General features: G+C 51.6%; 24 protein-coding genes. 6 read left to right on the top strand and 18 right to left on the bottom strand.

Annotation, left to right across the window (positions count from 1 at the left end; translation table 11 throughout):
- Window positions 1-55 precede the first annotated feature (55 nt).
- The 3 genes from ACP15Y_RS13295 to ACP15Y_RS13285 all read right to left on the bottom strand — a co-directional run bounded on the left by ACP15Y_RS13295 (window position 56) and on the right by ACP15Y_RS13285 (window position 1,287).
- Window positions 56-556, bottom strand: coding sequence for a CreA family protein (locus ACP15Y_RS13295; protein ID WP_424983590.1), 501 nt, complete (start codon window positions 554-556; stop codon window positions 56-58).
- Window positions 557-650: 94 nt separating this feature from the next.
- A complete protein-coding gene (locus ACP15Y_RS13290) occupies window positions 651-803 on the bottom strand; it encodes a hypothetical protein (RefSeq protein ID WP_424983589.1) in 153 nt (50 codons plus the stop codon).
- On the bottom strand, window positions 778-1,287 hold the full coding sequence (locus tag ACP15Y_RS13285; protein ID WP_424983588.1) for a hypothetical protein: 510 nt from the start codon (window positions 1,285-1,287) through the stop codon (window positions 778-780). The genes ACP15Y_RS13290 and ACP15Y_RS13285 overlap by 26 nt, the downstream gene beginning before the upstream one ends.
- A 166-nt stretch (window positions 1,288-1,453) precedes the next feature.
- Here ACP15Y_RS13285 and ACP15Y_RS13280 point away from each other — a divergent pair, with 166 nt between their 5' ends.
- Window positions 1,454-3,043 (top strand): L-aspartate oxidase, encoded by a 1,590-nt coding sequence (locus ACP15Y_RS13280; protein ID WP_424983587.1) that lies wholly within the window; start codon window positions 1,454-1,456, stop codon window positions 3,041-3,043.
- Between the two features lie 40 nt (window positions 3,044-3,083).
- Here the strand turns inward: ACP15Y_RS13280 and ACP15Y_RS13275 are convergent, their stop codons facing one another.
- The 6 genes from ACP15Y_RS13275 to ACP15Y_RS13250 form a co-directional block, all read right to left on the bottom strand.
- Window positions 3,084-3,908, bottom strand: a complete 825-nt coding sequence (locus ACP15Y_RS13275) for a TerC family protein (RefSeq protein WP_424983586.1) — start codon at window positions 3,906-3,908, stop codon at window positions 3,084-3,086.
- 50 nt (window positions 3,909-3,958) lie between these two features.
- A complete protein-coding gene (locus ACP15Y_RS13270) occupies window positions 3,959-4,570 on the bottom strand; it encodes a LysE family translocator (RefSeq protein ID WP_424983585.1) in 612 nt (203 codons plus the stop codon).
- Between the two features lie 19 nt (window positions 4,571-4,589).
- Window positions 4,590-5,477, bottom strand: a complete 888-nt coding sequence (locus ACP15Y_RS13265) for a c-type cytochrome (RefSeq protein ID WP_424983584.1) — start codon at window positions 5,475-5,477, stop codon at window positions 4,590-4,592.
- 115 nt (window positions 5,478-5,592) lie between these two features.
- A complete protein-coding gene (locus ACP15Y_RS13260; protein WP_424983583.1) occupies window positions 5,593-6,969 on the bottom strand; it encodes a TRAP transporter large permease in 1,377 nt (458 codons plus the stop codon).
- Window positions 6,966-7,724 (bottom strand): TRAP transporter small permease subunit, encoded by a 759-nt coding sequence (locus tag ACP15Y_RS13255; RefSeq protein WP_424983582.1) that lies wholly within the window; start codon window positions 7,722-7,724, stop codon window positions 6,966-6,968. Before ACP15Y_RS13255 ends, ACP15Y_RS13260 begins: the two co-directional genes overlap by 4 nt.
- Window positions 7,725-7,794: 70 nt before the next feature.
- Window positions 7,795-8,895, bottom strand: coding sequence for a TRAP transporter substrate-binding protein (locus ACP15Y_RS13250; RefSeq protein ID WP_424983581.1), 1,101 nt, complete (start codon window positions 8,893-8,895; stop codon window positions 7,795-7,797).
- Window positions 8,896-9,126: 231 nt separating this feature from the next.
- Between ACP15Y_RS13250 and ACP15Y_RS13245 the strand changes: the two genes are divergently transcribed.
- On the top strand, window positions 9,127-10,554 hold the full coding sequence (locus ACP15Y_RS13245; RefSeq protein ID WP_424983846.1) for a cache domain-containing protein: 1,428 nt from the start codon (window positions 9,127-9,129) through the stop codon (window positions 10,552-10,554).
- Window positions 10,555-11,193, top strand: coding sequence for a response regulator (locus tag ACP15Y_RS13240; RefSeq protein WP_424983580.1), 639 nt, complete (start codon window positions 10,555-10,557; stop codon window positions 11,191-11,193).
- A gap of 11 nt (window positions 11,194-11,204) precedes the next feature.
- On the opposite strand, the gene ACP15Y_RS13235 is transcribed toward ACP15Y_RS13240, so the two are convergent.
- From ACP15Y_RS13235 to ACP15Y_RS13220, 4 genes are all read right to left on the bottom strand, one after another.
- A complete protein-coding gene (locus tag ACP15Y_RS13235; RefSeq protein ID WP_424983579.1) occupies window positions 11,205-11,642 on the bottom strand; it encodes a hypothetical protein in 438 nt (145 codons plus the stop codon).
- A 176-nt stretch (window positions 11,643-11,818) separates the two neighbouring features.
- The gene (locus tag ACP15Y_RS13230; RefSeq protein WP_424983578.1) at window positions 11,819-12,874 is read right to left on the bottom strand and encodes a DctP family TRAP transporter solute-binding subunit; all 1,056 of its coding nucleotides are present in this window, start codon (window positions 12,872-12,874) and stop codon (window positions 11,819-11,821) included.
- Between the two features lie 73 nt (window positions 12,875-12,947).
- Window positions 12,948-14,228: a TRAP transporter large permease gene (locus ACP15Y_RS13225; RefSeq protein WP_424983577.1), complete on the bottom strand. Its 1,281-nt coding sequence runs from the start codon at window positions 14,226-14,228 to the stop codon at window positions 12,948-12,950.
- Window positions 14,225-14,731, bottom strand: coding sequence for a TRAP transporter small permease (locus ACP15Y_RS13220; protein ID WP_424983576.1), 507 nt, complete (start codon window positions 14,729-14,731; stop codon window positions 14,225-14,227). Before ACP15Y_RS13220 ends, ACP15Y_RS13225 begins: the two co-directional genes overlap by 4 nt.
- Before the next feature lie 181 nt (window positions 14,732-14,912).
- Between ACP15Y_RS13220 and ACP15Y_RS13215 the strand changes: the two genes are divergently transcribed.
- On the top strand, window positions 14,913-15,794 hold the full coding sequence (locus tag ACP15Y_RS13215; protein ID WP_424983575.1) for a MurR/RpiR family transcriptional regulator: 882 nt from the start codon (window positions 14,913-14,915) through the stop codon (window positions 15,792-15,794).
- Here ACP15Y_RS13215 and ACP15Y_RS13210 read toward each other — a convergent pair whose 3' ends face one another.
- Complete coding sequence (locus ACP15Y_RS13210) at window positions 15,795-17,831, bottom strand: putative bifunctional diguanylate cyclase/phosphodiesterase (RefSeq protein WP_424983573.1); 2,037 nt, start codon at window positions 17,829-17,831, stop codon at window positions 15,795-15,797.
- Window positions 17,832-18,024: 193 nt separating this feature from the next.
- Window positions 18,025-19,149 (bottom strand): 4-hydroxyphenylpyruvate dioxygenase, encoded by a 1,125-nt coding sequence (gene hppD, locus ACP15Y_RS13205; RefSeq protein ID WP_424983572.1) that lies wholly within the window; start codon window positions 19,147-19,149, stop codon window positions 18,025-18,027.
- Between the two features lie 129 nt (window positions 19,150-19,278).
- Here hppD and ACP15Y_RS13200 point away from each other — a divergent pair, with 129 nt between their 5' ends.
- Window positions 19,279-19,740, top strand: a complete 462-nt coding sequence (locus tag ACP15Y_RS13200) for an Lrp/AsnC family transcriptional regulator (protein ID WP_424983571.1) — start codon at window positions 19,279-19,281, stop codon at window positions 19,738-19,740.
- Here the strand turns inward: ACP15Y_RS13200 and maiA are convergent.
- From maiA to hmgA, 3 genes are read right to left on the bottom strand one after another with little or no spacing between them, the layout of a single operon-like run.
- Window positions 19,737-20,378: a maleylacetoacetate isomerase gene (maiA, locus tag ACP15Y_RS13195; RefSeq protein WP_424983570.1), complete on the bottom strand. Its 642-nt coding sequence runs from the start codon at window positions 20,376-20,378 to the stop codon at window positions 19,737-19,739. The two genes, ACP15Y_RS13200 and maiA, sit on opposite strands and share 4 nt — an antisense overlap.
- Window positions 20,379-20,397: 19 nt before the next feature.
- Window positions 20,398-21,411: a fumarylacetoacetate hydrolase family protein gene (locus tag ACP15Y_RS13190; RefSeq protein ID WP_424983569.1), complete on the bottom strand. Its 1,014-nt coding sequence runs from the start codon at window positions 21,409-21,411 to the stop codon at window positions 20,398-20,400.
- A complete protein-coding gene (hmgA, locus tag ACP15Y_RS13185; RefSeq protein ID WP_424983845.1) occupies window positions 21,411-22,709 on the bottom strand; it encodes a homogentisate 1,2-dioxygenase in 1,299 nt (432 codons plus the stop codon). The genes ACP15Y_RS13190 and hmgA overlap by 1 nt, the downstream gene beginning before the upstream one ends.
- Window positions 22,710-22,833: 124 nt before the next feature.
- On the opposite strand from hmgA, the gene ACP15Y_RS13180 reads away from it, so the two are divergent.
- Entirely contained in the window at window positions 22,834-23,292 is a 459-nt protein-coding gene (locus tag ACP15Y_RS13180; RefSeq protein WP_424983567.1) for a MarR family winged helix-turn-helix transcriptional regulator, read from the top strand.
- The last annotated feature ends 106 nt before the right edge of the window (window positions 23,293-23,398 follow it).

Below are 23,398 nucleotides of genomic sequence, written 5' to 3'. Positions count from 1 at the left end.
TCTAACACTAGAACGAGGCTTAAACCATTGCATCCGGCCTGTCGCCAAAAAAAGCTTACTTTGGCGCACCTTCTGGCCAAAATTCAGGATCCCACGTCACATCAACACCGTAAAGCGGCACGGTCGAGATGGCCATTTTGGCCGACCCATCTGTCACCTGACGCGAATGCGACAGGTAGATCATGGTGTTGTTGTTCTTGTCATAAATCCGGTTCACCACCAGCTTTTTCCAAAGGAAGGAGCGGCCTTCTTTAAAGACTTCCTCGCCATCCTTATCGAGCTGAATATTTCGGATTACAATTGGCCCCGTCGCACGACAAGCAATGGAGGAGTTCGAGGGATCTTCAAACCAATTGCCCTTGGTCAACCGATCAATCATGCCGCGATCAAAATAGGCCAAATGACACGTGATGCCGTCCACTTCTTTATCGTGCACAGCCTCGATCAAAATATCATTGCCAACCCAATCAACACCAATCTTACCTGCCTCTTCAGCATGGCTTGGCGCAGCCATAAGGCCAAATGACAAGAGTGTTGCCGCAACCCATTTATTCATGTTCATGCTCCTCGCATCGTTTCCAAACACATGGCGATGCACCCATCTAAATTCAAGAAAAAAGCTGCCCAGTGTTGCCAATTCAAGCAAATTTCTAATTCAAATCAGCCGGGCAATTCTCATAAAGGCCGGCAATATGCAGCGCGTTGGAACACATGATCCCGCCCCACATATAGCCGCGCAAGCCCTCACCATATTCAATTTCAAACCATTCATAACCCTCAAACTGCACATCGGTGCGTGACACGATGGCAATTGGCTCCCCATAAGCCAGACTGTCGATTTTTTTCATTTTGTATGCCGGGACCAGAGCGGACATTGCCGCCGAGCGCGAAGTTTTCCATGCTCGACACATAGCCTTCAACTTCGCCAGAAGCTTCTGCGGAGTTGCTGCTGATCGGAGTAACCTTGCACTGTTTTGGCGCTTCATCATCTTTCATCAACAGCAAGCTATCGGCCCCTTTGCCATGCACCATCCAGTGGTGCGGACCTAAACTCAATTCGGCACCATAACCAGATGCAACCGGGGTTGGTTCCATTTCAATTTGCTCGCTGCCAAGCAACAGAATGGGGTTGGCATTTTGACCACTTGGCACCAAAACCTGCACATAAGGCTCGCCCTCATTGCACAAAAACAATGTGCCAGCAGGCAGTGGACCGCTGGCCATGGCCGCGCCGCTACCCATCAATAATGTGCCAACGGCACCAATCATAATTTTCGAAAACTTCATAATCACTCTCTTGCGCCCTCATTTGTCTGCGCATGCAACCAAACTATGCCACGGGTTCCCACATTAGCCCAACAAGTTGCACCCTTTGCAACCCATCGCAATCTATGTATCTATATCCGCCAGAGTAATTCGCACCGCTCGGTGCCCCAAAGGTATCAACGCGCCTATGACTATTTATGACAATGTTTTAAACGCCGAAGGCGCCCTAATTGTGGGTGCGGGCTTGGCCGGTTTGTTTTGTGCACTGAAGTTGGCGCCCCGCCCGGTCACTGTATTGTCGCCCAAACCACTTGGTCTTGGCGCATCCTCAAGTTGGGCCCAAGGCGGCGTTGCCGCGGCAGTAGGCCAAGGCGATAGCGCCGAGGCCCATGCCCGCGACACAGACATTGCTGGCGCCGGCATTGTTGATTTTGAATTGGCAGAATCCGTTGCGGCAGAAGCGGCAGAGCGCATCGAAGATTTGGCCAAATGGGGCACACCATTTGACCGCGATGAAAAAGGCCAATTTATCCTCTCAAAAGAAGCAGCACATTCGGTCAACCGCGTGGTGCGTGTATCGGGAGACCGAGCGGGCCGCGAGATCATGGCTGCCCTGATCGAAGAGGTGCGCAACACGCCCTCCATTCGCATTGTTGAAGGCATTACGGCTGTTGATCTGGCGCGTGCCGATGGCCGCGTGATTGGCGTTTATGCCCGTAAACTTGGTGATCGCTATGCCGAACCCGTTCTCATCCGCGCCCGCGCCACAGTTTTGGCCGCAGGCGGCTTAGGCGGGCTTTATGCCGTCACAACCAACCCGCCCGGTGTGCGGGGCCACGCCATGGGCATGGCCGCCCGCGCAGGTGCGCTTATTGCCGACAGCGAGTTTGTGCAATTCCACCCCACCGCCATGGCCGTGGGGCAAGACCCTGCGCCCCTCGCCACAGAAGCGTTGCGCGGCGAAGGCGCGATCTTGGTCAATGATCTTGGCGATCGCTTTATGCTCGATGTGCATAAAGATGCAGAACTGGCCCCGCGCGACATCGTGGCCCGCGCCAACTTCCGCCAAATTCAGGAAGGTCGCAAAGTGTTTTTGGACACACGCGAAGCCCTTGGCAGCCGCATCTATGATGCGTTTCCAACCGTTGCCAATTATTGCAAAGAAGCAGGCATTGATCCTGCTGTCGAAATGATCCCGGTCACCCCTGCGGCCCACTTCCATATGGGCGGCGTGAAGGTGGATGATCGCGGTCGCTCATCCTTGGCTGGTCTTTGGGTCTGCGGCGAGGCCTCCTGCACCGGCTTGCATGGCGCAAACCGCTTGGCGTCTAACTCCCTACTGGAAGCCGTCGTATTTGGCGCACGCATCGCAGAAGATATCTCAGGCCTTGAGCCCATCAACAAAAGCCTCCCCCCCTACCTCGGTATTGAGTGGGACGAGGAAAAGGGCGAAGAAGCGGAACGCATGTTGCGCAACCTGACCGCGGTGCAGCAATTGCGCCATATCATGACCAATTATGTGGGCGTGGAACGGTCTGAAGAGAGCTTAAAAACCGCTCTACGTAAAATCAGAGAACTGGAAGAAACAGCACGCGACGTCACCCGTTCCTATTTGAACATGACAGTGTCCGCCACATTGGTGGCGGCGGCGGCATTGCAGCGCACTGAGAGTCGCGGCGGTCATTACCGCTCCGACTATCCAGAGAAAAATCCTAAATTCAGAGACCACACCACGTTAACGCTCACTGAAGCGCTAAAAATAAGGGACGCTTGCTAAGAGCCAAGCGCCCCTCTAATTCCGGCTTATCTGTCCGCGACTAAACGCTTGGATCGTTGGCTGCCATCTTTTTCATTTGTGCTTCGCGGTGCGCCCGCTCAGCCAAAAGTTTCTTTTGATATCGGCTCTGTACCACATCAACAGCCACCATTACGAACAGTACGAAATAGAAGGTTGATTTTGCCATCGGCACAATTTCGTAGCCGAATAATATCAGATGCGCCAAGTGCCCACCTTCGGAAATCAGCAAAATGCCCACCAACAACAGAATAAACAAGCCAAGCACTTGATACATGCGGTTGCGGTCTAGGAAGTCAGCGACATAATCCGACAAAACAATCATTAAAATACCTGAACCGATAATCGCCACAGCCATCACCCAGAACACATTCGTCAACGCAATAGACGACAATACGCTGTCGAACGAGAACACCGCATTCATGGCCACAATCCAGAAAATGGTGGCCCCGACCGAGCGGGTTTTCTTGTGTTTATCCTGGTCATGCAGATCATGCACGGAGATCAAATGATAAATCTCCTGAATGGCGGTGTACATGATGAACCCGCCGCCAATCAGCACAATAAAGGCATGTACATTCATTTCGGTTTCGATAAAGCCCGGCAAGTCGATGGCGAAAAATGGAGCCTGAAACAGCTCAATCATGCGCACCAGCAAAAACAGCAGCACGATCCGGAGAACAATGGCAATGCCAATGCCCACACGGCGCACATAGGCTTGCTTTTCTTTCGCCACCTGCTTGGATTCAAGCGAGATATATAAAAGATTGTCGAACCCCAAAACCGCCTGCAATGCGATCAACATCGCAAGCGTGAACCAATTTTCAATCGACAAGAAGCTTTCCATCAGCGCGCCCAATCCCAATATTTCTACATCTGATTTACAGCTAAATTAGCTTAGCGGTCTGAAAGTGCAAGCTTTAGCCCCAGAAAACCAAATGTGCCAGCAAAGCCGCGGCGCAGCCATAGCAACACTTTTGGACGAGATAAAACAAAGTCTCGCGCCAAAGCGGCACAAGCCCCATATCCCACAAAAACGATAAACGTCATAACCATAAAAATGGCAGCCAAACTCAACATAAGCGGCGTCGGATTGGCGATGGAAGCCGGCACAAACTGGGGCAGAAAGGCGAGGAAGAAGAGTGATAGCTTCGGGTTGAGCACGTTGAGCAAGGCGCCATCACGAACCGTTTTACCAACACTTTTCACATCTGGCGCCTTTTCAACATCCAGCGCACCACCTTCGCGCAAAATGCCCCATGCCATATAGAATAGATAGGCCACGCCAGCATATTTGATCAATTGGAAGGCCAAAGCGCTCGTATGCAAAATGGCTGCCAATCCGACCACACTAGCAAGCGCCGCAGGGATAATGCCGAGGGTGCAACCAAATGCGGCCATAACGCTCATTTTAAAGCCTCGAGAAAGGCCGATTGCCAAAGTGTACAACACGCCAGTGCCTGGCAACAAAACCACCACCAGTGACGTCAGGAAAAACTCTAAAGACATAATTTTCTCGCTCTCCAGGCTATTCGCCCTCTAACAAATAGGTCGTCAACGCTTTCAAATCTTCGTCAGTCCAATGAGTCAGCGATTCATTGATCACCTCCCCCATAGATCCGCCAAGCGTATCAAAATCGGGCGTAAAGCCGCCAGTTAACGCGTCGGTGAGCGTGGCTTCATCCCACCCATCAGAAGCTAAACTCTCTGGATCAATTGCAGGCACAAACGATCCGCCAGTGCCGCCACTTGAACCTTTAAAGTGTTGCCCAGAATCTGATGCACCCAGCATGTTGCGTGGTGTATGACACGCCCCGCAATGCGCCGGGCCTTTCGCCAAATAGGCCCCACGATTCCATAGATCAGACTTCTCGGGATTTGGCTCATATCGCTTCGGCGTGAAGAACATGTTCTTCCACCCCAACATGGCGAGGCGAATGTTAAATGGAAAGCCGACACTATGTTCCGGCGCTTTCTCAGCGACAGGATCAGTGGCCATCATTGCCGCATAAAGATCCACAATGTCCTGATCGCTCATCAGCGCATAATTGTCATATGGAAAGGCAGGATAATAATGTTTGCCGCCGGGGCCTTCACCAACACTCATGGCGCGCGAAAACTCTTCAAGGCTCCAATCGCCGATCCCCGCCTCTTTGTCAGACGTGATGTTTGGCGGCACAAAATCCCCGAACGGCGTTTTCAGCGGTGCACCGCCTGCCAGAAATGCGCCTTCATTTTTGAGGTCTGTGTGGCACGCCACACAGCCGCCCACGCGCATCACATAATTGCCGCGGGTCACGTCGGCCTCAAGGCTCAAATTGCGCTCAGGCCCATTTACAGGTTTGAGAAAATAGATCGCCGCCGCCGCGCCCACAACAACGATTATTGCAAATAAGATTGTCACTGGTCGTCGCATAGGCCGCTCTCCTCTGATCCCTTAGCCTTAAACTATCTCGGTGCCACACCATTATGTCAACAAAATCAAAAGGCCGCCCCATGGGACGGCCTTTCACTTCATTTTGATTTGCCTCTTATGAGAACAACAGATCCGGCAACCAGGTGACCAGCCCCGGGAATGTCCACAAGAGCGCTAAGGCCAACACTTGGATCACGATGAAGGGCAGCACCCCAGCATAAAGATCGCTGGTCTTAAACTCCTTCGGTGCCACCCCGCGCAAATAGAACAGGGCAAACCCAAATGGCGGCGTTAGGAAGCTGGTCTGCAAATTGATGGCGATCATCACGCCCAACCACAGCGGATCATACCCCAATGCGATCAGGATCGGACCAACAATCGGCACCACCACATAAATGATCTCGATGAAATCAAGGAAAAAACCCAAGAAGAACATCAGCAACATCACCAACAGTAGCGCAGAAAAAGCACCGCCCGGCAAATGCCGCAAAAACTCGGCAATCACATCGTCACCGCCAAAGCCCTTAAATACGGTCGAGAAAAGCCCTGCCCCAATGATAATCAAAAACACCATCGAGGACACTTTTACCGTTTCCAGCCCCACTTCGCGGAACAGAGTAAGATTAAGCTTTTTCGATTGCCACGCCAAAACCATCGCACCAATCGCGCCCACAGCAGCAGATTCCGTTGGTGTGGCGATACCGGCCAAAATTGAACCAAGCACCAAAACAATCAGAATAAGCGGCGGCAAAACAGCTTTCAGCAACGTGCCGAAAGTGGGCGCGTGAACGCTCTCATCTTTCATGGAAGGCACATCTTCTGGCCGAATAATGGTGAGGATAAACACCCAAGCCAGATAAAGTCCAACCAACAGCAGGCCCGGCACCAACGCTCCAGCAAACAGATCAATTGCGGTCACCGGATCTGGCGCCAAATTGCCTGTCAGTGCTGCGGCTTCTTCATTCACCCCTTGCAAAATGCTGGCCAGAAGCACCAACACGATTGACGGTGGAATGATCTGCCCCAACGTGCCAGACGCACAGATAATGCCCGACGCCACTTTCGGGTTGTACCCCGCTTTCAACATCACTGGCAGGCTCATCAGCCCCATGGTCACCACGGTGGCCCCAACAATGCCAGTAGAAGCCGCCAGCAGCGCACCCACAATCACCACAGAATAACCAAGACCGCCGCGCATTTTGCCAAACAATTGGCCCATCGATTCCAGCAACTGCCCGGCAATATCCGATCGCTGCAACACCACGCCCATATAGACGAACAAGGGCACCGCCACGAGCGGCTCATTTTTCATGGTCGAGAAAATGCGTGTCGGTGACAGGTTCAAAAAGGCAAAGCGAAACAGGTCGAGCTGATCGCCAATAAACGCAAAAAGGATCGCTGAACCAGCAAGCGTCAATGCCACAGGAAACCCAAGGATCAGAACAACAATCGTTGCCCCGAACATAATAAACGCGAGAATTTCTGGGGTCATGCCATCACCTCTTCATCGTCGCTGACCAATGCCACGGTTTCACCGGTGATCATGCGATCGATCGCGCGCAAGCTCATGGAAATAAGCTGCAAGCCCAATAAAATGGCCATCGCTGGGATAATCCCTTTCAAGATAAATAGATTGGGCAATCCGCCCACTTCTGCGCTGCCCTCAAATCGAGAATAAGAACGCTGGAAAAAATCATAGCCGCGCCAGAAAATCAGCCACAATACTGGAAAGCCGAAACAAATTGTGCCGGCAAGATTGATGATGTCTTTATAGCGATTGCTGGCACCTGCATAAATCAAATCGATGCGCACATGCCCATTATGCAAAAGCGTGTAACCCGCCCCAAGCATAAAGATAAAGGCGTGCATCCAGATGTAGCTTTCTTGCATCCACACTTCGCCGATGGAAAACACATAGCGCAGCACCACAACCAGAAACACATTGAGCACCAGTGCCAATGCGGTCCAGGCCATTATATGTCCGATCACCATGTTCAATCGGTCGATGGCGTTCGCCACTTTTCGGCGCACATCCGTGTCAGCCAAGAAAACCAAAAGCGCTAAAATACCGCCTACAACGGCGTGGACTTTTGCGTGCGTACCCGCGCGGTCTTGAAACCCAAACCCGGCGGCATAGCCGATGGCGAAACATGCCACCAGTGCCAAAATTGTTCGCACATAAACGTTAGAAATTGCACTGCTGACAGGGGCCCATCCCTTTTGCAGCGCGCGCACAAGGCCAGACATTAATCGTCCCCCCGCTCCCCGTGACAAAAAAGCCGCCGACAAAGGTCGACGGCTCTTTTAAGCATGTTGATTAAATGGCTTCAAACTTGGCTGAAGTCCGCGCATTCATGAATTTACCTTCAGAAATGCCAGACCATTCAACCATGGTACGACGCCATTCGATCAGTGAGTTGTAAAGCTCAGAAGCTTCCGGTGAAACGCTCGCGCGATCCCGCACAACTTCAGCAGTCCGCTCACCAATCGCTTGCAACAATTCGTCAGAATATGGACGTAGATTCACGCCATTTTCATTGACCAATTTTTGCAGTGAAGCGTTGTTCACAGCTTGGAAGCGAGACAAGATCCACAAGTTGGTTGACGCTGCTGCACGCTCAACGATACCGCGTGTTTGGTCATCCAAAGCTTCCCATGCCTGCATGTCGAAGAATGAATCAAGCACTGTGGCAGGCTCGTGCCAGCCAGGATAGTAATAGTTATTTACAACTTTGAAGAAGCCAGCGCCAAGGTCAGCCGCAGGGCCGATCCATTCGGTGCCATCAATCGCGCCAGAAGTCAAAGCTGGCAACACTTCGTTACCCGGCAACAAAACAACGTTCACGCCGAATGTTTTCAGCACTTCGCCGCCCAAGCCAGGCATACGGAATTTCAAGCCATCCAAATCATCAACTGTGTTGATTTCTTTGGCATACCAGCCACCCATTTGGTTGCCGGTGTTGCCCATTGGCAAGAACTTCACGCCAAGTGGGTTGTAGCTCAAACGGTCAGCCATTTCGATGCCGCCGCCATAATAGAACCAAGCATTTTGCTCTTGTGCGTTCAAACCATAAGGCATGGCCGCAACAAATGAGATGCTGTCTGATTTACCTTCCCAATAGTAAGGTGCACCAAAGCCCATTTGCGCTGTGCCGGATTGAACCGCATCCAGCGCTTCCAATCCGCCAACAAGCTCGCCAGCATGGTATGTTTTGATGGTCAATTTGCCTTCAGACATAATGGCTACATCTTCAGCAAACTTGTCCAAAGCGGCGCCCAAAAGGCCAGCCTTACCAAACGCAGAAACGGCGACCCATTCCATATTGCCTTGAGAAAGCGCAGGTGTGGCCAATGTTGCGGCACCTGCCGCGCCAACAGCGCTAACCCCAGCTTTTTTGAAAAACTCGCGTCTTTTCATTGAAATCCTCCCAAAAAATGAACTCGACGCTTTCAATGTTGCCATCGAAAGCAATAGCCGAACTATAGACTGAACCTGCACAATGCGTAAACTGGCTGGCCAAGTCCGCCCTCTTTGTACGACAAACAAAGGCTTTGACCACGCCTAACTTGTGCTAAATTACCCATAACTACTGATGCAGCCCAAAACATGCCTCGACAATTTGGCAAAGGTCCCAAAATGCTGGCTTACATGAATTTCAGACAAAAGATCCTCGCCCTCGCCACCTTGCCGCTTATCTTGGCCATCCTCGCCATCACCAGCTTGGTGACCTGGCAATCGAGCGAACTGTCCAAGCAAGGCATCACTGCCTTTGAGCAGTCTATGCTGGAAGCGAAAGAGGCTGAACTGAAAAACTATATCGAGCTGGCCCTCACCGCGATCGCCCCCTATTACGGCCCTGCCCAGGCTAATGATGAAAATGCCAAACAGCGCGTCATCCGCATTTTGCAAACGCTGGAATTTGGAGAAGACGGATATTTCTATGTCTACCATTATGATGGCACCAATATCGTGCACCCACGCCAACCTTTCCGCATTGGCGAAAACTGGGCTAATCACCCAGACGTTGCCGCGCTAATCGACGCCGCACAAAATGGCGGCGGCTTCCACCGCTATGTTTGGGAAAAACCATCCTCCAGCGAACGGTCAGACAAGATCGGCTATGCTGTGGGCTTGGACAAATGGCAATGGATGCTTGGCACTGGCGCATATATTGACGATATTTTGGCGCAGACCGCCGCCGCCAATCAAAGCTTGAGTGATCGGGTGAACCAGACCTTTTTCTGGGTAGCCCTAATCACGGTGCCTGCCGTGTTCGCGGTGTTTGGCACTGGTATTGTGCTGAATTTGCGCGAACGCAAAATGGCCGACACCAAGCTTAAAGAGCTCACCCAGCGCATCGTAGACACGCAAGAGGAAGAGCGCACCCGCATCGCCCGCGAATTGCATGATGGCATTTCACAAAATATGGTCGGCGTGCGCTATGTGCTCGATCTGGCCCAGCGCCAAGCCCAAAAAGGCACGGCCAATGCCCTCGCCAGCATCGAACATGGTGCCGAAGCACTTAACGCCGCCATCAAAGAGGTGCGCCGCATATCCCACGATTTGCGCCCCGGCATTCTTGACGATTTGGGTCTAACTTCCGCGTTAGAAGCGCTAACTGGTAATTTCGCCGAACGCACCGATATTGAAGTGACGCTCAAAAGTGTGGCCTTCAAAAACCTCTTGCCGACCGATGCAAAAACCGCTGTTTATCGGGTAGCCCAAGAGGCGTTGAACAACATTGAACGTCATTCAGGCGCGACCAAGGTGCTGTTGCAGCTCAAAAGCACCAAAGCGGGTTTGGAAATGCACATCACCGACAATGGGTGCGGCTTTTCTAATCTGCTGGAGGCGCGCCGAAAATCAACACGCGACGTTGCACCGCCGCGCACGGGCCTCGGCCTGCGCAATATGCAGGAACGTATGGAACATTTTGGCGGAACGTTAGACATAAAAACCAGCCAAAATGGTACGCATTTGATTGCCAAGCTGCCGTCTTCCATTTATCTCACCCATGAGAAAGACCAAGAAAAAGACGCAGCGCAAGCTGAACTCAAAGAAGCAACGAGTGCATAAATGAGCCATTCAAGTCCCATTAAAATCATATTGATTGATGACCACCCTTTGGTTTTGGAAGGCATTCGGTCGGTGCTGGAAACTTATGCTCATATTGAAGTGGTTGGTGCAGCCTCATCCGCCAAGCAGGGCCTAAAAATCGCAACCGCCAGCAAACCTGATGTGGTGTTGATGGACATCAACATGCCGGAAATGAATGGCATTGACGCCATTGAGGTGTTTAAGGAGCAACTGCCCCACACCCGCCTTTTGATGCTGTCCATGCACGATAGTCGGGAATATATATCCACCTCCACCATGTATGGCGCCTCCGGCTATTTGTTGAAAGACGTGTCGACAGACGAAATCGTTCATGCCATCGAGACAGTAGCCGCGGGCGGCACATATTTTTCAACGGGTGCTGCGCAAGCGCTAATGGCGGACAAGCCTAAATCAGACATTGAGACCCCGCTCACCACACGGGAACAAGCCGTATTGTTGCTGGTCGCCGAAGGCGTATCCAATCGCGAAGTGGCCGAGAAGCTGGATATTTCCGTGCGCACGGTGGAAACACACCGCAAAAACATCAAAAAGAAATTGGGCATCTCCACCACGGCAGGCCTCACGAAATATGCCATCTCTAATGGGCTGATTGGCTAACCGAATTTCTGCTAGATCCGTGTAAAAACCAAGTACGCGTGAGAAATGTGCGCGGCTAGAAAGACGCCCGCCAAGCCCAAGAAATACAAGTGAGGCCGCGCCAAACGCCCGATCATAGAATGATTGCCCATCATGCCAATGCCCAACAACCAAATTGCTGGCGTATAGGCTGGCGCGAGAAACCCAAGCGCACTAGTGGCCCACCAACCCGTTGGATTCACCACGATAATCCATTGGCAAGCCACATAAAGGCCAATGCCGATCACATAGATCCACAGGCCCGATCGCTGGCGCGGTGTGCGCCAACTCATCAACATAATGGCCGAAAAACCTATGGTGGCTATACGGGTGATGTTTTCAACCATGCCAAGCAAAACTGGAATATCCCGCCAGAAAAACTCTGGCTGATAGGCAGAACCAAGCTTTGGCCAAAAGGCAAAACTCGCCACAAGCGGCGGTATCCAAAGCCAAATACAACTTCTTAAAAATGTCCTCAGCACGTCCATGGTTTCCGCCCTCACATTGGGCAACCTAGCGCAGCTCATCCGCGCACCACATGATATGCATCAAATAAAAAAGCGGGCTCGAAAGCCCGCTCAAGTTTGCACTCTTAGGGATAGAATGCTTAGTCAGCCAAATATGTAGAATTGTTGGCGCCTTCAACAGCGTCTTTAAATTGGTTCAAAAGCGCTACGCCTTCGTCACCCAACTCTTCTTCCACATGCTTCAACACAGCAGGTTGCGCTGCCGCCTTGAACTCTTCACGCGCCTCAGCAGAAAGCGCTGTGACTTCAATTTTATCCATCAAGCCAGCCAGACCACGGTCAGACGCTTCGATGATGCGGCTCAAACCACGGCTCGCCGTGACGCAGCTTTCAGCCGCATAATTCACAACGCGTTGCTCATCTTCGCTCAAGCTGTCCCAGAATGATTTTGACATCATAAAGGTGTAGGGCGAGAACAAGTGATTGGTCAGCGTCATATAGTCTTGCACTTCAGAGAAGTTCGCGAACGAAATGATCGGCACAGGGTTCATCTGCCCATCGATCACACCAGTTTGCAGACCTGAATAAACTTCACCCCAAGACAATGGATAAGCTTCGCCGCCCATCGCTTGAATGATTTTTTGGTGAGAAGGCAATGTCATGGTGCGCACGCGAATGCCTTCAAAGTCTTCCAAATTCTCAATTGGACGCTTTGAGTTGGTGATCGCGAAAAAGCCACCCGTATCTGGGAAGCCCAGCACTTTTGAGTTTGGAATGGTTGCCTCAATGTCCGCAGCAAGTGCAGTACCGAATGGACCATCAAACACTTCATATGTCGCCGCGTTGTGGTCGAAGGCAAATGCCAAGTTCAAGACGTCGATGCGCGGATAGTAAGATGAAATCGCACCGGTTGATGTCAATGTTGCTTGCACCACATTGTCTTGAATAAACTGCACATGCTCCGCAGCAGAACCCAACTGGTTAGAGGGGTAAACCTCAACCTTGATTGAGCCATTTGTGTCCGCTTCAACAATGTTAGCGAAAACAGCAGTACACGCGTGTGCCGGGTTTTCAAACGGATCCGTTTTGTTGTCGTGGGCAAATTTCAGGATTTTGGTGTCTGCAAATGCTGAGCTCGCTGCGCCAACAATTGCCGCGCCAAGCGTCAATCCAAGTGCCAATTTTTTCAAAGTCATTTTTCACTCCCTTTAAAACGCGCCCAAAGTTAAGATGGCGGGCGCAAACCGTTCGCTTTAAGCAATCTCTGCCTTAAGCAAATCCAAGCATGCGCGGCATCAGCAACGCCAAATCTTCAAAGAAGGCAAACACGAACAGCACTGCCACTTCCGCCAACAAAAATGGCCAAAGCTTTGCGGTAATGCGTTCGAGTGGTTCGCCGGTTACCGACGACAAAACAAACAGGCACGCACCAACAGGCGGCGTCATCAGCGAGATGTTGAGCGCCAGCACAAAAATGATGCCCGCATGAATAGGCTCCAGCCCAATCGCAGCGGTCAGCGGCACCAACACTGGGGCCAAGATGATCAAGATCGCAGTGATGTCCATCACCATGCCGATCAACAGCAACAAGCCGATGATCAGGGCAATCACCACATAGCGATTGTCCGAGATACCAAGAATAGAATTGGCCACCATTTGCGGAATTTGATTGAAGCTGAGATACCAGCCAACGATTGAGGCGAAGGCGATGATCACAAAAATTACGCCCGTCACCCGCGCTGTGCGGATCAGCATCTTCACCATATCGTCCATATTGATCTTGCGATAAACGAATGTGCCGATAAACAGCGCATAACCAACAGCAATGGACGCCGCCTCTGTCGGGGTCACGATGCCCCCCAAAATACCGCCCAAAATGATGATCGGCATAAACAGTGCCAACAGCGACTCTTTAAAGGTCGCCCAAATTTGCGGCAGCCGCGCCCGCTCTTCGCTTTGCGGCAAATTATTTGCCCGCGCTCCAATGGCGATCACCGCCATACACACGGCACAAATGATCAAGCCCGGCAGCAAACCAGCGGCAAACAATCCACCAATAGAAACACCCATCAAAGAGCCATAGACAACCATCAAACCAGAAGGCGGAATGGTCGGCCCAATGATGGAGCCCGCAGCCGTCACGGCGCAGGCATAATCCCGCCGATAGCCGCGCTCCACCATGGAAGGCACCAAAGTTTTCCCGAACGCTGCCGCATCCGCCGTTGCAGACCCGGTCAAACCAGCAAAAAACACAGAGGCCAGCATATTCGTGTGCGCCAAACCGCCACGGAAATGGCCAACCAGCACTTGCGCCAGCATCACAAGCCGAGAAGTGATGCCTGTGTGGTTCATAATTTCACCCGCTAGGATGAAAAAGGGCATCGCCAAAAACGGAAAAATATTTAGCCCGTTGAACATTTTGCCTGGGCCAAGCGCGACAAAATTGTCGCCACCAATTTGATAAAGTCCAATCACGCCAGCTGCGCCAAGCGCAAACCCGATAGGCAACCCGAGAATAACAAGTCCAACAAAGGCGAGGGCGATAATCATTCAACCATCCCCTCAGAATTGGGCACGATCAGCGCACCTTGGTCACGGATGGCCACAAGCAATGTTTGAATCGCGCAAATGCCAGCAGAAACGGGGATAGCAGCAAAGGGCACCAGCAAAGTCATGCCAAAAATCATGGCCTGACGATTGCCGCCCGTTTGGGCAAAGCCAATGCCGTACCAAAAAACGTAGAAAAACAACAAAAAGGTCACCAGATCGAGCCCCAGCAGCACTATACGCCGAAGCCCTTCAGGCACTTTGGAGATCAAGGCGTGCAGCCCGATATGCTCGCGTCGCGCAATACCAGCGGAAATGGCCAACATCGCTGCCCATATCATCAAATAGCGCGCCACAACTTCAGGCCAAGGCAATTGCCAGTGAAAAACATAGCGGTCGATCACACCGATCCAGACATCCAAAACGAGCAGCGCCATCAGCAGCGCTACAAAGCGCTCAACGCCCCAGTTCAGTCCTGCACTTAATCGCGCCGCTAAAGCTGACATATGCCCTCCTCATCGCAAAATGTAGCAAAACTACAAATATGGGATAAAAAACGCATTGTAAAGCGCAATTTTTGTAGTTTAATATCGGAATTGACGATTATGTCCGACAAAATGGACGAATCATGTTTTTTACGTTGGAGGAGAATATGTGCGGCTTTCGCGCATATGATTTAGCAATATTATGAGCGATACAGCATTGGATATTATTTCGCAGATCCGACAGAAGGACGGCAGTTATAATGCTCGCGAACAGCGGGTAGCCACTTATGTTTTAGATAATTTAGAACAAGTCAGCGACATGTCTGTCGCCAGCCTCGCCGCCGCCTGTGAAGTTTCAGAACCCACAGTCATTCGTTTTTGCCGCACCCTTGGGTGCACTGGCTATCGCGACTTTAAAATCCGCTTGGCACAAAATGTGGCGGTTTCGCTGCAATATCTGATTTCCGGCAATGAAGCGGAGAAAGATCAGAAAAACCTTATCGATCAAGTTTTCCAAACCTTCTATGTCACCGCCAATGTGGCCCGGTCGCAATTAAATGAAGACATCATCAAAACAGCGGCAAGCCATATTAATGCCGCGCAAAAGATCATCTTTTGCGGCGTAGGCGGTGGCTCCACCACCGTCGCTTTTGATGCGGCTAATCGTTTTTTCCGGCTTGGCTTCGCTGCCAATGCGGTCTCAGATGCCTATTTGCAGCGTATGCACGCCGCAACGCTCACCCCGCAAGATGTGATGGTGTTCATCTCTGCCACCGGTCTGCCCCGTTCTAACATTGATAGCGCCAAAGTTGCTCGCCAATATGGTGCAAAAACCATCGCACTCACCAAACCTGAATCGCCTTTGGCCCATGCCTGCGATTTCACCATCGGGCTCAGCCTGCCTGAAGATCCTGATATCTATAAGCCAACCGCGTCGCGCTTGGTGTTCTTGGCCACCATCGACATTCTGGCCGCTACTGTGGCACGTCAACGCCCTGAACATACAAAAGAAAATTTGCGCCGCATCCGCTCCAGCCTCACCGCTCTACACGGCAACACTGGCCCGCAACCCGTTGGCGACTAGTTAGGCCACATGGCTGGCGGCGAGATTGCTTTTGACTGCTGAGGGCCGCTCAGCCCGCGCCACATCATTACGCGACGCAATAATGGTCGCAGTGGGATCAACTGTTGGTCGACCAAAAAGATAACCTTGGAAATAGTCACAGCCTGCGGCGCGAAGCAATTGAGCCTGCCCTTCAGTTTCCACGCCCTCGGCAGTTGTCGCAATCCCCAATGTTTTCGCCAACCCCACAACGCAGCTCACCACCGCATCATTGGCTTTGTCTTTGCCCAAACGGTCCACAAAGCTCTTGTCGATTTTTAACTTGCTGATCGGCAAGCGGGTCAAATAATTCAAGCTAGAATAACCAGTGCCGAAATCATCCATAGCCACCTGCACACCCAGTGCGCGCAATGCCTGCAAATGCCCTACAACGCGTTCCGTGTCATACACAAATATGCCTTCGGTGATTTCCACCTCAAGGCGCTGCGCGGGCAAACCCGTCTGCTCCAATATTTGCGCGATGTTATGGACAAAGTCCTCACTGCGCAGCAACACGGGTGAGATATTGACCGCAACGATCATATGATTGGGCCAATGCAGCGCGGCCCGACAAGCCATATAAAGCATTTGCTCCGTCAATTGTTCAATCAGTCCCGTGCTTTCTGCCAACGGAATAAACACGCCAGGGCTGACTGCACCCAAACGCGGATGTGGCCAGCGCGCCAAAGCCTCAAAGCCTGTCACGCAGCGATCGGTTGACCGAACCAGCGGCTGAAATGCCACCTCCAAACTGTTGGTATCCAGCGCCACTTCCAATTCGCGTTGCAACAAATAGCGGTCATCCTGCGCCGTCTGCAGCGCCTGGGTAAACTCTACATATTGGCCCGCGCCTTTTGCCTTAGCATCATAAAGCGCCAAATCAGCGCATTTGGTCAGCTCTTCAATCGTGCGCCCATCTGCAGGGCAAAGCGCACTGCCCACACACATTGTTGCGGTGAAGCGCGCGTGATCTGTAGTAATCGGCATCGGCATAATTTCAAGAAATTGCGCCACCATTTCAGCCGGCGTTGGATGACCATCCGCCCAGCAAATGGCCATAAACTCATCACCGGATAAGCGATAGACTTGACCCAGCTTACCAATGGTCGCATTCAACCGCCGCGCGGCAACAATCAGCAACCGATCACCAGCCTCATGTCCATAAAAATCATTCACTTGCTTGAACGAATCCACATCGAGGCTGATCAAATTGAAATTGCGATCTTCCCAGCGCGCTTGTTGCAACGCCGCATCAATATCACGGCGAAACTTCCGACGGTTCGGCAAGCCGGTCAGTGAATCATAGTCAGCCAAGCGGATCGCCTGCCGCTCGGCAATGCGCCGTTGTCGCCCCCAATAAGATAAAAGCGCCAAAACGAAAAAGGCCAACACCACCAAAACCACAGATGTCATATGCGAAGAGAACTGAACGCCACGCACCATCAAATGACCAACAGGATGGCGCACAATCTCAATGCTCACCACGCCGCGGGGCATACCCAGCCGCTCCAAGGGGATCAACACTGCCACGGGGGCTTGCCCCGCTTGCAGGCCGTCTAGCGGCAACGCGAAAAGGCGAGTACGCCCATCTTGAATGGAAGCCCTCACCTTGTCCGCAAAGAGCTTGTTGGTGAGATCGCGCATCTTTGGCTGCCCACCTGCAATGGTCAACTGCCCAAACCGGGTGAAAACGGAATAGCCGGAAACGCTTCCAAAATGATCCGCTTCATCAATGCCTAAAGGGCTCCACACTTCCTGCTCAGAATAGTCAGCCAGCTTCGCTTTCATGACAAATTGATCAACAAAATACTCAATCGGATCCAGCCTTTGTGGGGAGAGTTCGCCCGGCAGATCAAATTCAGTTCTCAGAGCAAGCGCCGATTTGCGGGCCAATTGCTTGGCATCCAAATCACTCAGTTTCTGCACCAATAAGGGTGACATGGAGGATGCAAAAAATACCAAGACGCAAAAAGCGCTCACAATTGAAAAAATTGAAGCGATAAAACCCCAGCGGCTCATGTCTTCATCCAAAGTGACGCATTAAACATAGGACGAGAGACTGGATCATCATTGTTACATATTTGTTTACAAAAGCAGTTTTGTTATGATTTTTCAGTCATTTAACAAATTACCTAAATACCAAAGAAGGGTAAAACCCACAAAAAAGGACGCGCCAACAAGGCGCGCCCTACCTATCCCCAGAGCATTATTTTTATTCCGCGGCGGTTACAGATTCTTCTGCTTTTAGAACGCCACGTTCAATTTGTTCCCGCTCGATTGACTCGAACAAGGCGCGGAAATTGCCTTCACCAAAGCCTTCATCGCCTTTGCGTTGAATAAATTCAAAGAAGATCGGGCCGATAACGGTTTTGGAGAAAATCTGCAGCAAGATCTTGGTCATGCCACCGTCAATCACGCCTTCACCGTCAATCAAAATGCCGTGCTTGGCCATCCGGTCAATCGGCTCATCATGGCCGTTCACCCGATCATACGACATGTCGTAATAAGTCTGTGGTGGTCCCGGCATGAACTTCAGTTCATTTTCGGCCAGCTTGTCGGTACAATCATAAATATCATCACAACCCACAGCGATATGCTGAATGCCTTCGCCTTTATACTTCTTTAGATATTCTTCGATCTGGCTGGTATCGTCTTTTGATTCATTCAGCGGAATGCGGATTTTGCCACAAGGCGATGTGATCGCACGGCTGGTCAAGCCTGTGATGCGGCCATCAATGTCGAAGAAATGGATTTGCGTGAAGTTGAACAAGTCACGATAGAAATCCCACCATTTGTCCATATTGCCACGGAACACATTGTGGGTCAGGTGGTCGAGATAATAAAAGCCAACGCCTTCAGGGCGTGGGTTGGCTTCACCGAGCCACTCAAACTCCGCCTCATAGGCTGAGCCTTTGTCACCATATTTCTCAATAAAATAAAGCAAAGACCCGCCAATGCCCAAAATCGCTGGTGCATCGATTGATTTGTCATCGCCTTCATAAGGCTCCGCGCCATTTTTCACGGCATGGTCAAATGCGTGTTGCGCATCAACAACCCGCCACGCCATAGAAGGCGCGCAAGGGCCGTGCGCATCAACAAAGCGACCGCCAAAGCTGTCTTTTTCACCGTTCAAAAGATAGTTGATGTCACCCTGGCGCCAAACGGTGATGTTTTTAGTTTTATGCTTGGCAACGGGGGTGTAGCCCATCTTAGTGAAAAGCGCTTCAAGCTTTTCAGGCTCATCATGCGCATATTCAACAAATTCAAAACCATCCGTACCGGCTGGGTTTTCTTTTGTGATTTCTGCTGGTGGTGCGTCGTGTGGAAACGGACCCATTGGACTCTCCCTATCAAAATTGTCTGACGATTATTATGACGCACCATCAGTGCAATGTGCTTGCGATTTTCACGCCGAATGAATAGGATTTGCACAAATCACGCACCTTACACCCATCGGACGCACAAAATGAGCGCACTTGATAATTACGACAAAAGAATCCTCAGCCTTTTGCAGCAAGATGCGCGGCTTACCAACAATGAATTATCTGACCGGGTAAACCTCAGCGCGTCCCAATGTTCGCGTCGTCGCGCCCGCCTAGAAGAGGAAGGCATCATCTCCGGCTATCATGCCCATCTGGACCGGGATAATCTCAAGCTGGGCATCGTCACCATCATCAATGTGACCCTCGCGACCCACAACCGCGACAACGCCAAACGCTTCGCCGCCCTGATTTCAGATTTGCCAGAAGTGTTGGAAGCCCACGCCCTGACAGGCGAAATGGACTATTTCATCAAAGTCGTCGCCCCAGACCTGAACGGCCTCCGCCAATTCGTCAACGACGTTCTCCTGCCCCACGAATCCGTGCAACATGTCAAAACGTCAATCGTTCTGGAAACATTAAAAGAAACCAGCGCGTTGCCGGTTTAGTTTGGCTGATGCTGATCCGGATACGCCGCCTGGAATGCAGCGTTGCGGTTGCAGTTTTCTTCAACCGCCAAAATGCGTGGCATGTTTGAGAGGTCCACCTCCCAGCGGCGCGCATTGTAGAGCTGCGGCATCAGGCAAATATCAGCCATGGTCGGCACATCGCCAAACGAGAAGTCGCTGGGCGCATTTTGCTCGAGCATGCGCTCATAAGATGCCAACCCTGCCGCGATAAATTTATGGAACCACGCCACAGGCATCTCATCGGGCTTGGCGGCAATTGATTTGGCGAAAGCCGCAACGCTCAAATTGCATACGGGATGAATATCCATCGCGATGGCGTGCGAAAGCGCGCGCACCCGCTGCCGATCAAGTGGTGTCACGGGCAGCAAACCCACCTCAGGATGCATTTCATGCAAATATTCGATGATGGCCACAGATTGGGTCATCATCTGCCCGTCAATCTCAAGGGCAGGCACAAAGCCTTGCGGGTTACGCGCTAAATGCGCTTCGCCCTTATGCTCGCCCTCGAGTAAATTGATCGACACGCTGTCAAAATCCAGCCCGCACAGCCCCAAGGCAATGCGCACCCGATAGGCAGCGGAAGAGCGCCAATAATCATAAAGCGTGATATCTGACATATTGGCGCTCCTTTTAAACTTAGCCGAACTTGACGATTTTTTGATCGATCGCACCGAAGATAGAGGCACCATCATCCTCTTTCATTTCAATGCGCACCTGATCGCCAAATTTCATAAAGGAGGTGCTGGGCTTGCCCTCATCAATGGTTTCGATCATGCGGATTTCAGCAATGCAGCTATAGCCCAAGCCGCCATCTTTCACCGGCTTACCGGGCGTGCCGTCACTATCCTTGTTTGAGACAGTGCCTGAGCCGATAATCGCCCCAGCCGCCACATGGCGGGTTTTGGCCGCATGTGACACCAATTTCGGGAAATTGAAGGTCATGTCAACACCGGCGTTGGCCTTGCCAAACGCATCGCCATTATAATGCACCAGCATGTCGCGATGCACCTTGCCGTCTTGCCAATGATCGCCCAATTCGTCCGGCGTAATCGCCACGGGCGCAAAGGCCGTCGCGCCTTTGGATTGGAAAAAGCCAAAGCCTTTGGCCAATTCGCCGGGGATCAAGGCGCGATAGCTCACATCATTCAAAAGCACCAGCAGTTTGATTTTGTCGGCGGCCGCTTCAGGGGACAAGCCCATCTCAAGGTCATCACAAATCACGCCGATTTCGGCTTCCATGTCGATGCCCCAATCCTCGGAGCCAACTTCAACATCATCATGTGCGCCAAGCATTGCGTCCGGTGCGCCCATATACATCAAGGGGTCTTCCCAAAAGCTCTCGGGCAGTTCCGCGCCACGGGCTTTTCGCACCAGTTCCACATGGTTCACATAGGCGGAGCCATCGGCCCACTGGCTGGGGTTCGGCAAAGGCGCCATCGCCTGCAGCGGATCAAAATCTTTGCCTGCCACATCGCCATCATTCAATTGAGCAGAAAGGGCTTGCAGCTGCGGCGCGTGCACGTCCCAATGGTCCAGCGCTTCGCGCATAGTGCCAACAATTGAGCTTGCGGAGATATATTTTTTCAGGTCGCGGCTCACCACAACCAATTCGCCATAGCGCGTTTCGTTTTTTAATGTTGCAAGCTTCATTATTCGTCCCAATCTCCTTCTGGTGTGCCGTTAAAGTGCTTTTTCAAGCCTTTCCAGCAATCAATGTAATCGTCCTGAATGGTGTCAAGATTCGCGCCATATTCTGTGAGTAGCTGCGGGAACCTTGTTTCAAACATAAAGGCCATCGTATTTTCAAGTTTCATCGGCTTAAGCTCCGAATGTGTCGCTTTTTCGAAGCCCATTGCATCTGGCCCATGGGGCAGCATCATATTGTGCAGGCTCATCCCGCCTGGCACAAAGCCTTCTTCCTTGGCATCATATTGACCTTGGATCAGCCCCATAAATTCAGACATGATATTCCGGTGATACCAAGGGGGCCGGAACGTATGTTCCGCCACCATCCAGCGCGGCGGGAAAATCACAAAGTCGATATTCGCCGTGCCTTCTTCGCCTGAAGGTGCCGTCAACACGGTGAAGATTGACGGATCAGGGTGATCAAACAAAATCGCGCCCACTGGAGAATAAGTTGAAAGATCATATTTATACGGCGTGTAATTGCCGTGCCAGGCCACCACATCCAGTGGCGAATGGCCGATTTCAGTGCGATAAAACTTGCCGCACCATTTCACATACACAGCGCAATCAGTCTCTTTTTCCTCGAAGGCCGCCACAGGTGTTTTGAAATCCCGTGGGTTGGCCAGGCAGTTTGCACCAATCGGCCCCCGGTCTGGCAGCGTAAATTTCGCGCCATAGTTTTCGCACATATAGCCGCGGCTAGCCTCATCAACGCCAACCTTGAAAATCATGCCTCGTGGCAACACACAAATCTCACCCGGCGCCACGTCCATTTTGCCCATTTCGGTGAAAATATGCAGCGTGCCCACTTCCGGCACCACCAGCAATTCAGCATCCGCATTGAAGAAATGATCATCTTCCATGCTTTTATTCGCCACATAAACATGGCTGGCCATGCCCACTTGGGTGAACACATCGCCCGCTGTTGTGATGGTGCGCACCCCTTCAATAAAAGAGGTTGGCTCGGTTGGCATGGGCACAGGGTCCCAGCGCGTTTGGCCAATCGGCATCTCACAATCCGGATTGTGCGGCGCGGATTTCCAATAATCCAATTTGACTGACTTGAAACGCGTGGTGTGACGCACACTTGGGCGAATCCGATAGAGCCATGAGCGCTCATTGGTGCCCCGCGGCGCAGTGAATGGAGAGCCAGACAATTGCTCCGCATAAAGGCCATAGGCACATTTTTGCGGGCTATTTTGCCCCTGTGGCAGAGCGCCAGGCAATGACTCGGTTTCAAAGTCGTTGCCGAAACCAGGCATATAGCTTAGTTGATTAGACACACTGTTAACCTTATCATTCATGATTGACGGTCTCCATTTGAACAAAAAATTTGTTGCATATGTAACGATAGACTATGTAACTAACAATAAGGGGAGGAACAAAATGGACCAGAACAACGTCAGTGAGGCGGTTTTACCGCTGGAAAAATTTATCGCCTATCGACTTAATCAGGCGGCTGAAAAAGTATCGCAGAGATTCGCGCTCGAATATAAGAAGCGCTATGGCATGACCCGCCCAGAATGGCGGACTTTGGCCACGATCGGCCAATTTGGCAACATCACCGCTAAGCAGATTTGCCAACATTCTTCGATGCACAAAACCAAAGTTTCACGGGCCATTTTCACACTGGAACAGCGCCGTTGGCTTAAACGCACTGTTGATGAAAATGATCGACGCGTCGAACATTTGGAGCTCACCACACAAGGCCAAAAAGCCTATATGGAACTATCCGATGTGGCCCGCACATTCCAAGATCAAATTTACGGCGCTCTCGGCTCTGCCAACACAAGCGCGCTCGAAACCAGCTTGGAAGCAATCGAAACGCTCATTGATCCACAGTAAATTAGTATAATCAAAAGCCCTGCCGGCGTGAACCGTCCGCTGGCAGGGAAATATGTTTGTTTCTATTTTTTAGACAATTGCCATAATAATTCTGTCACGCAGCCGG

The organism is Maritalea sp. S77 (genome assembly GCF_049801075.1).
Taxonomy (GTDB): Bacteria; Pseudomonadota; Alphaproteobacteria; order Rhizobiales; family Devosiaceae; genus Maritalea.
This window is presented reverse-complemented; position numbering and strand designations above follow the sequence as displayed.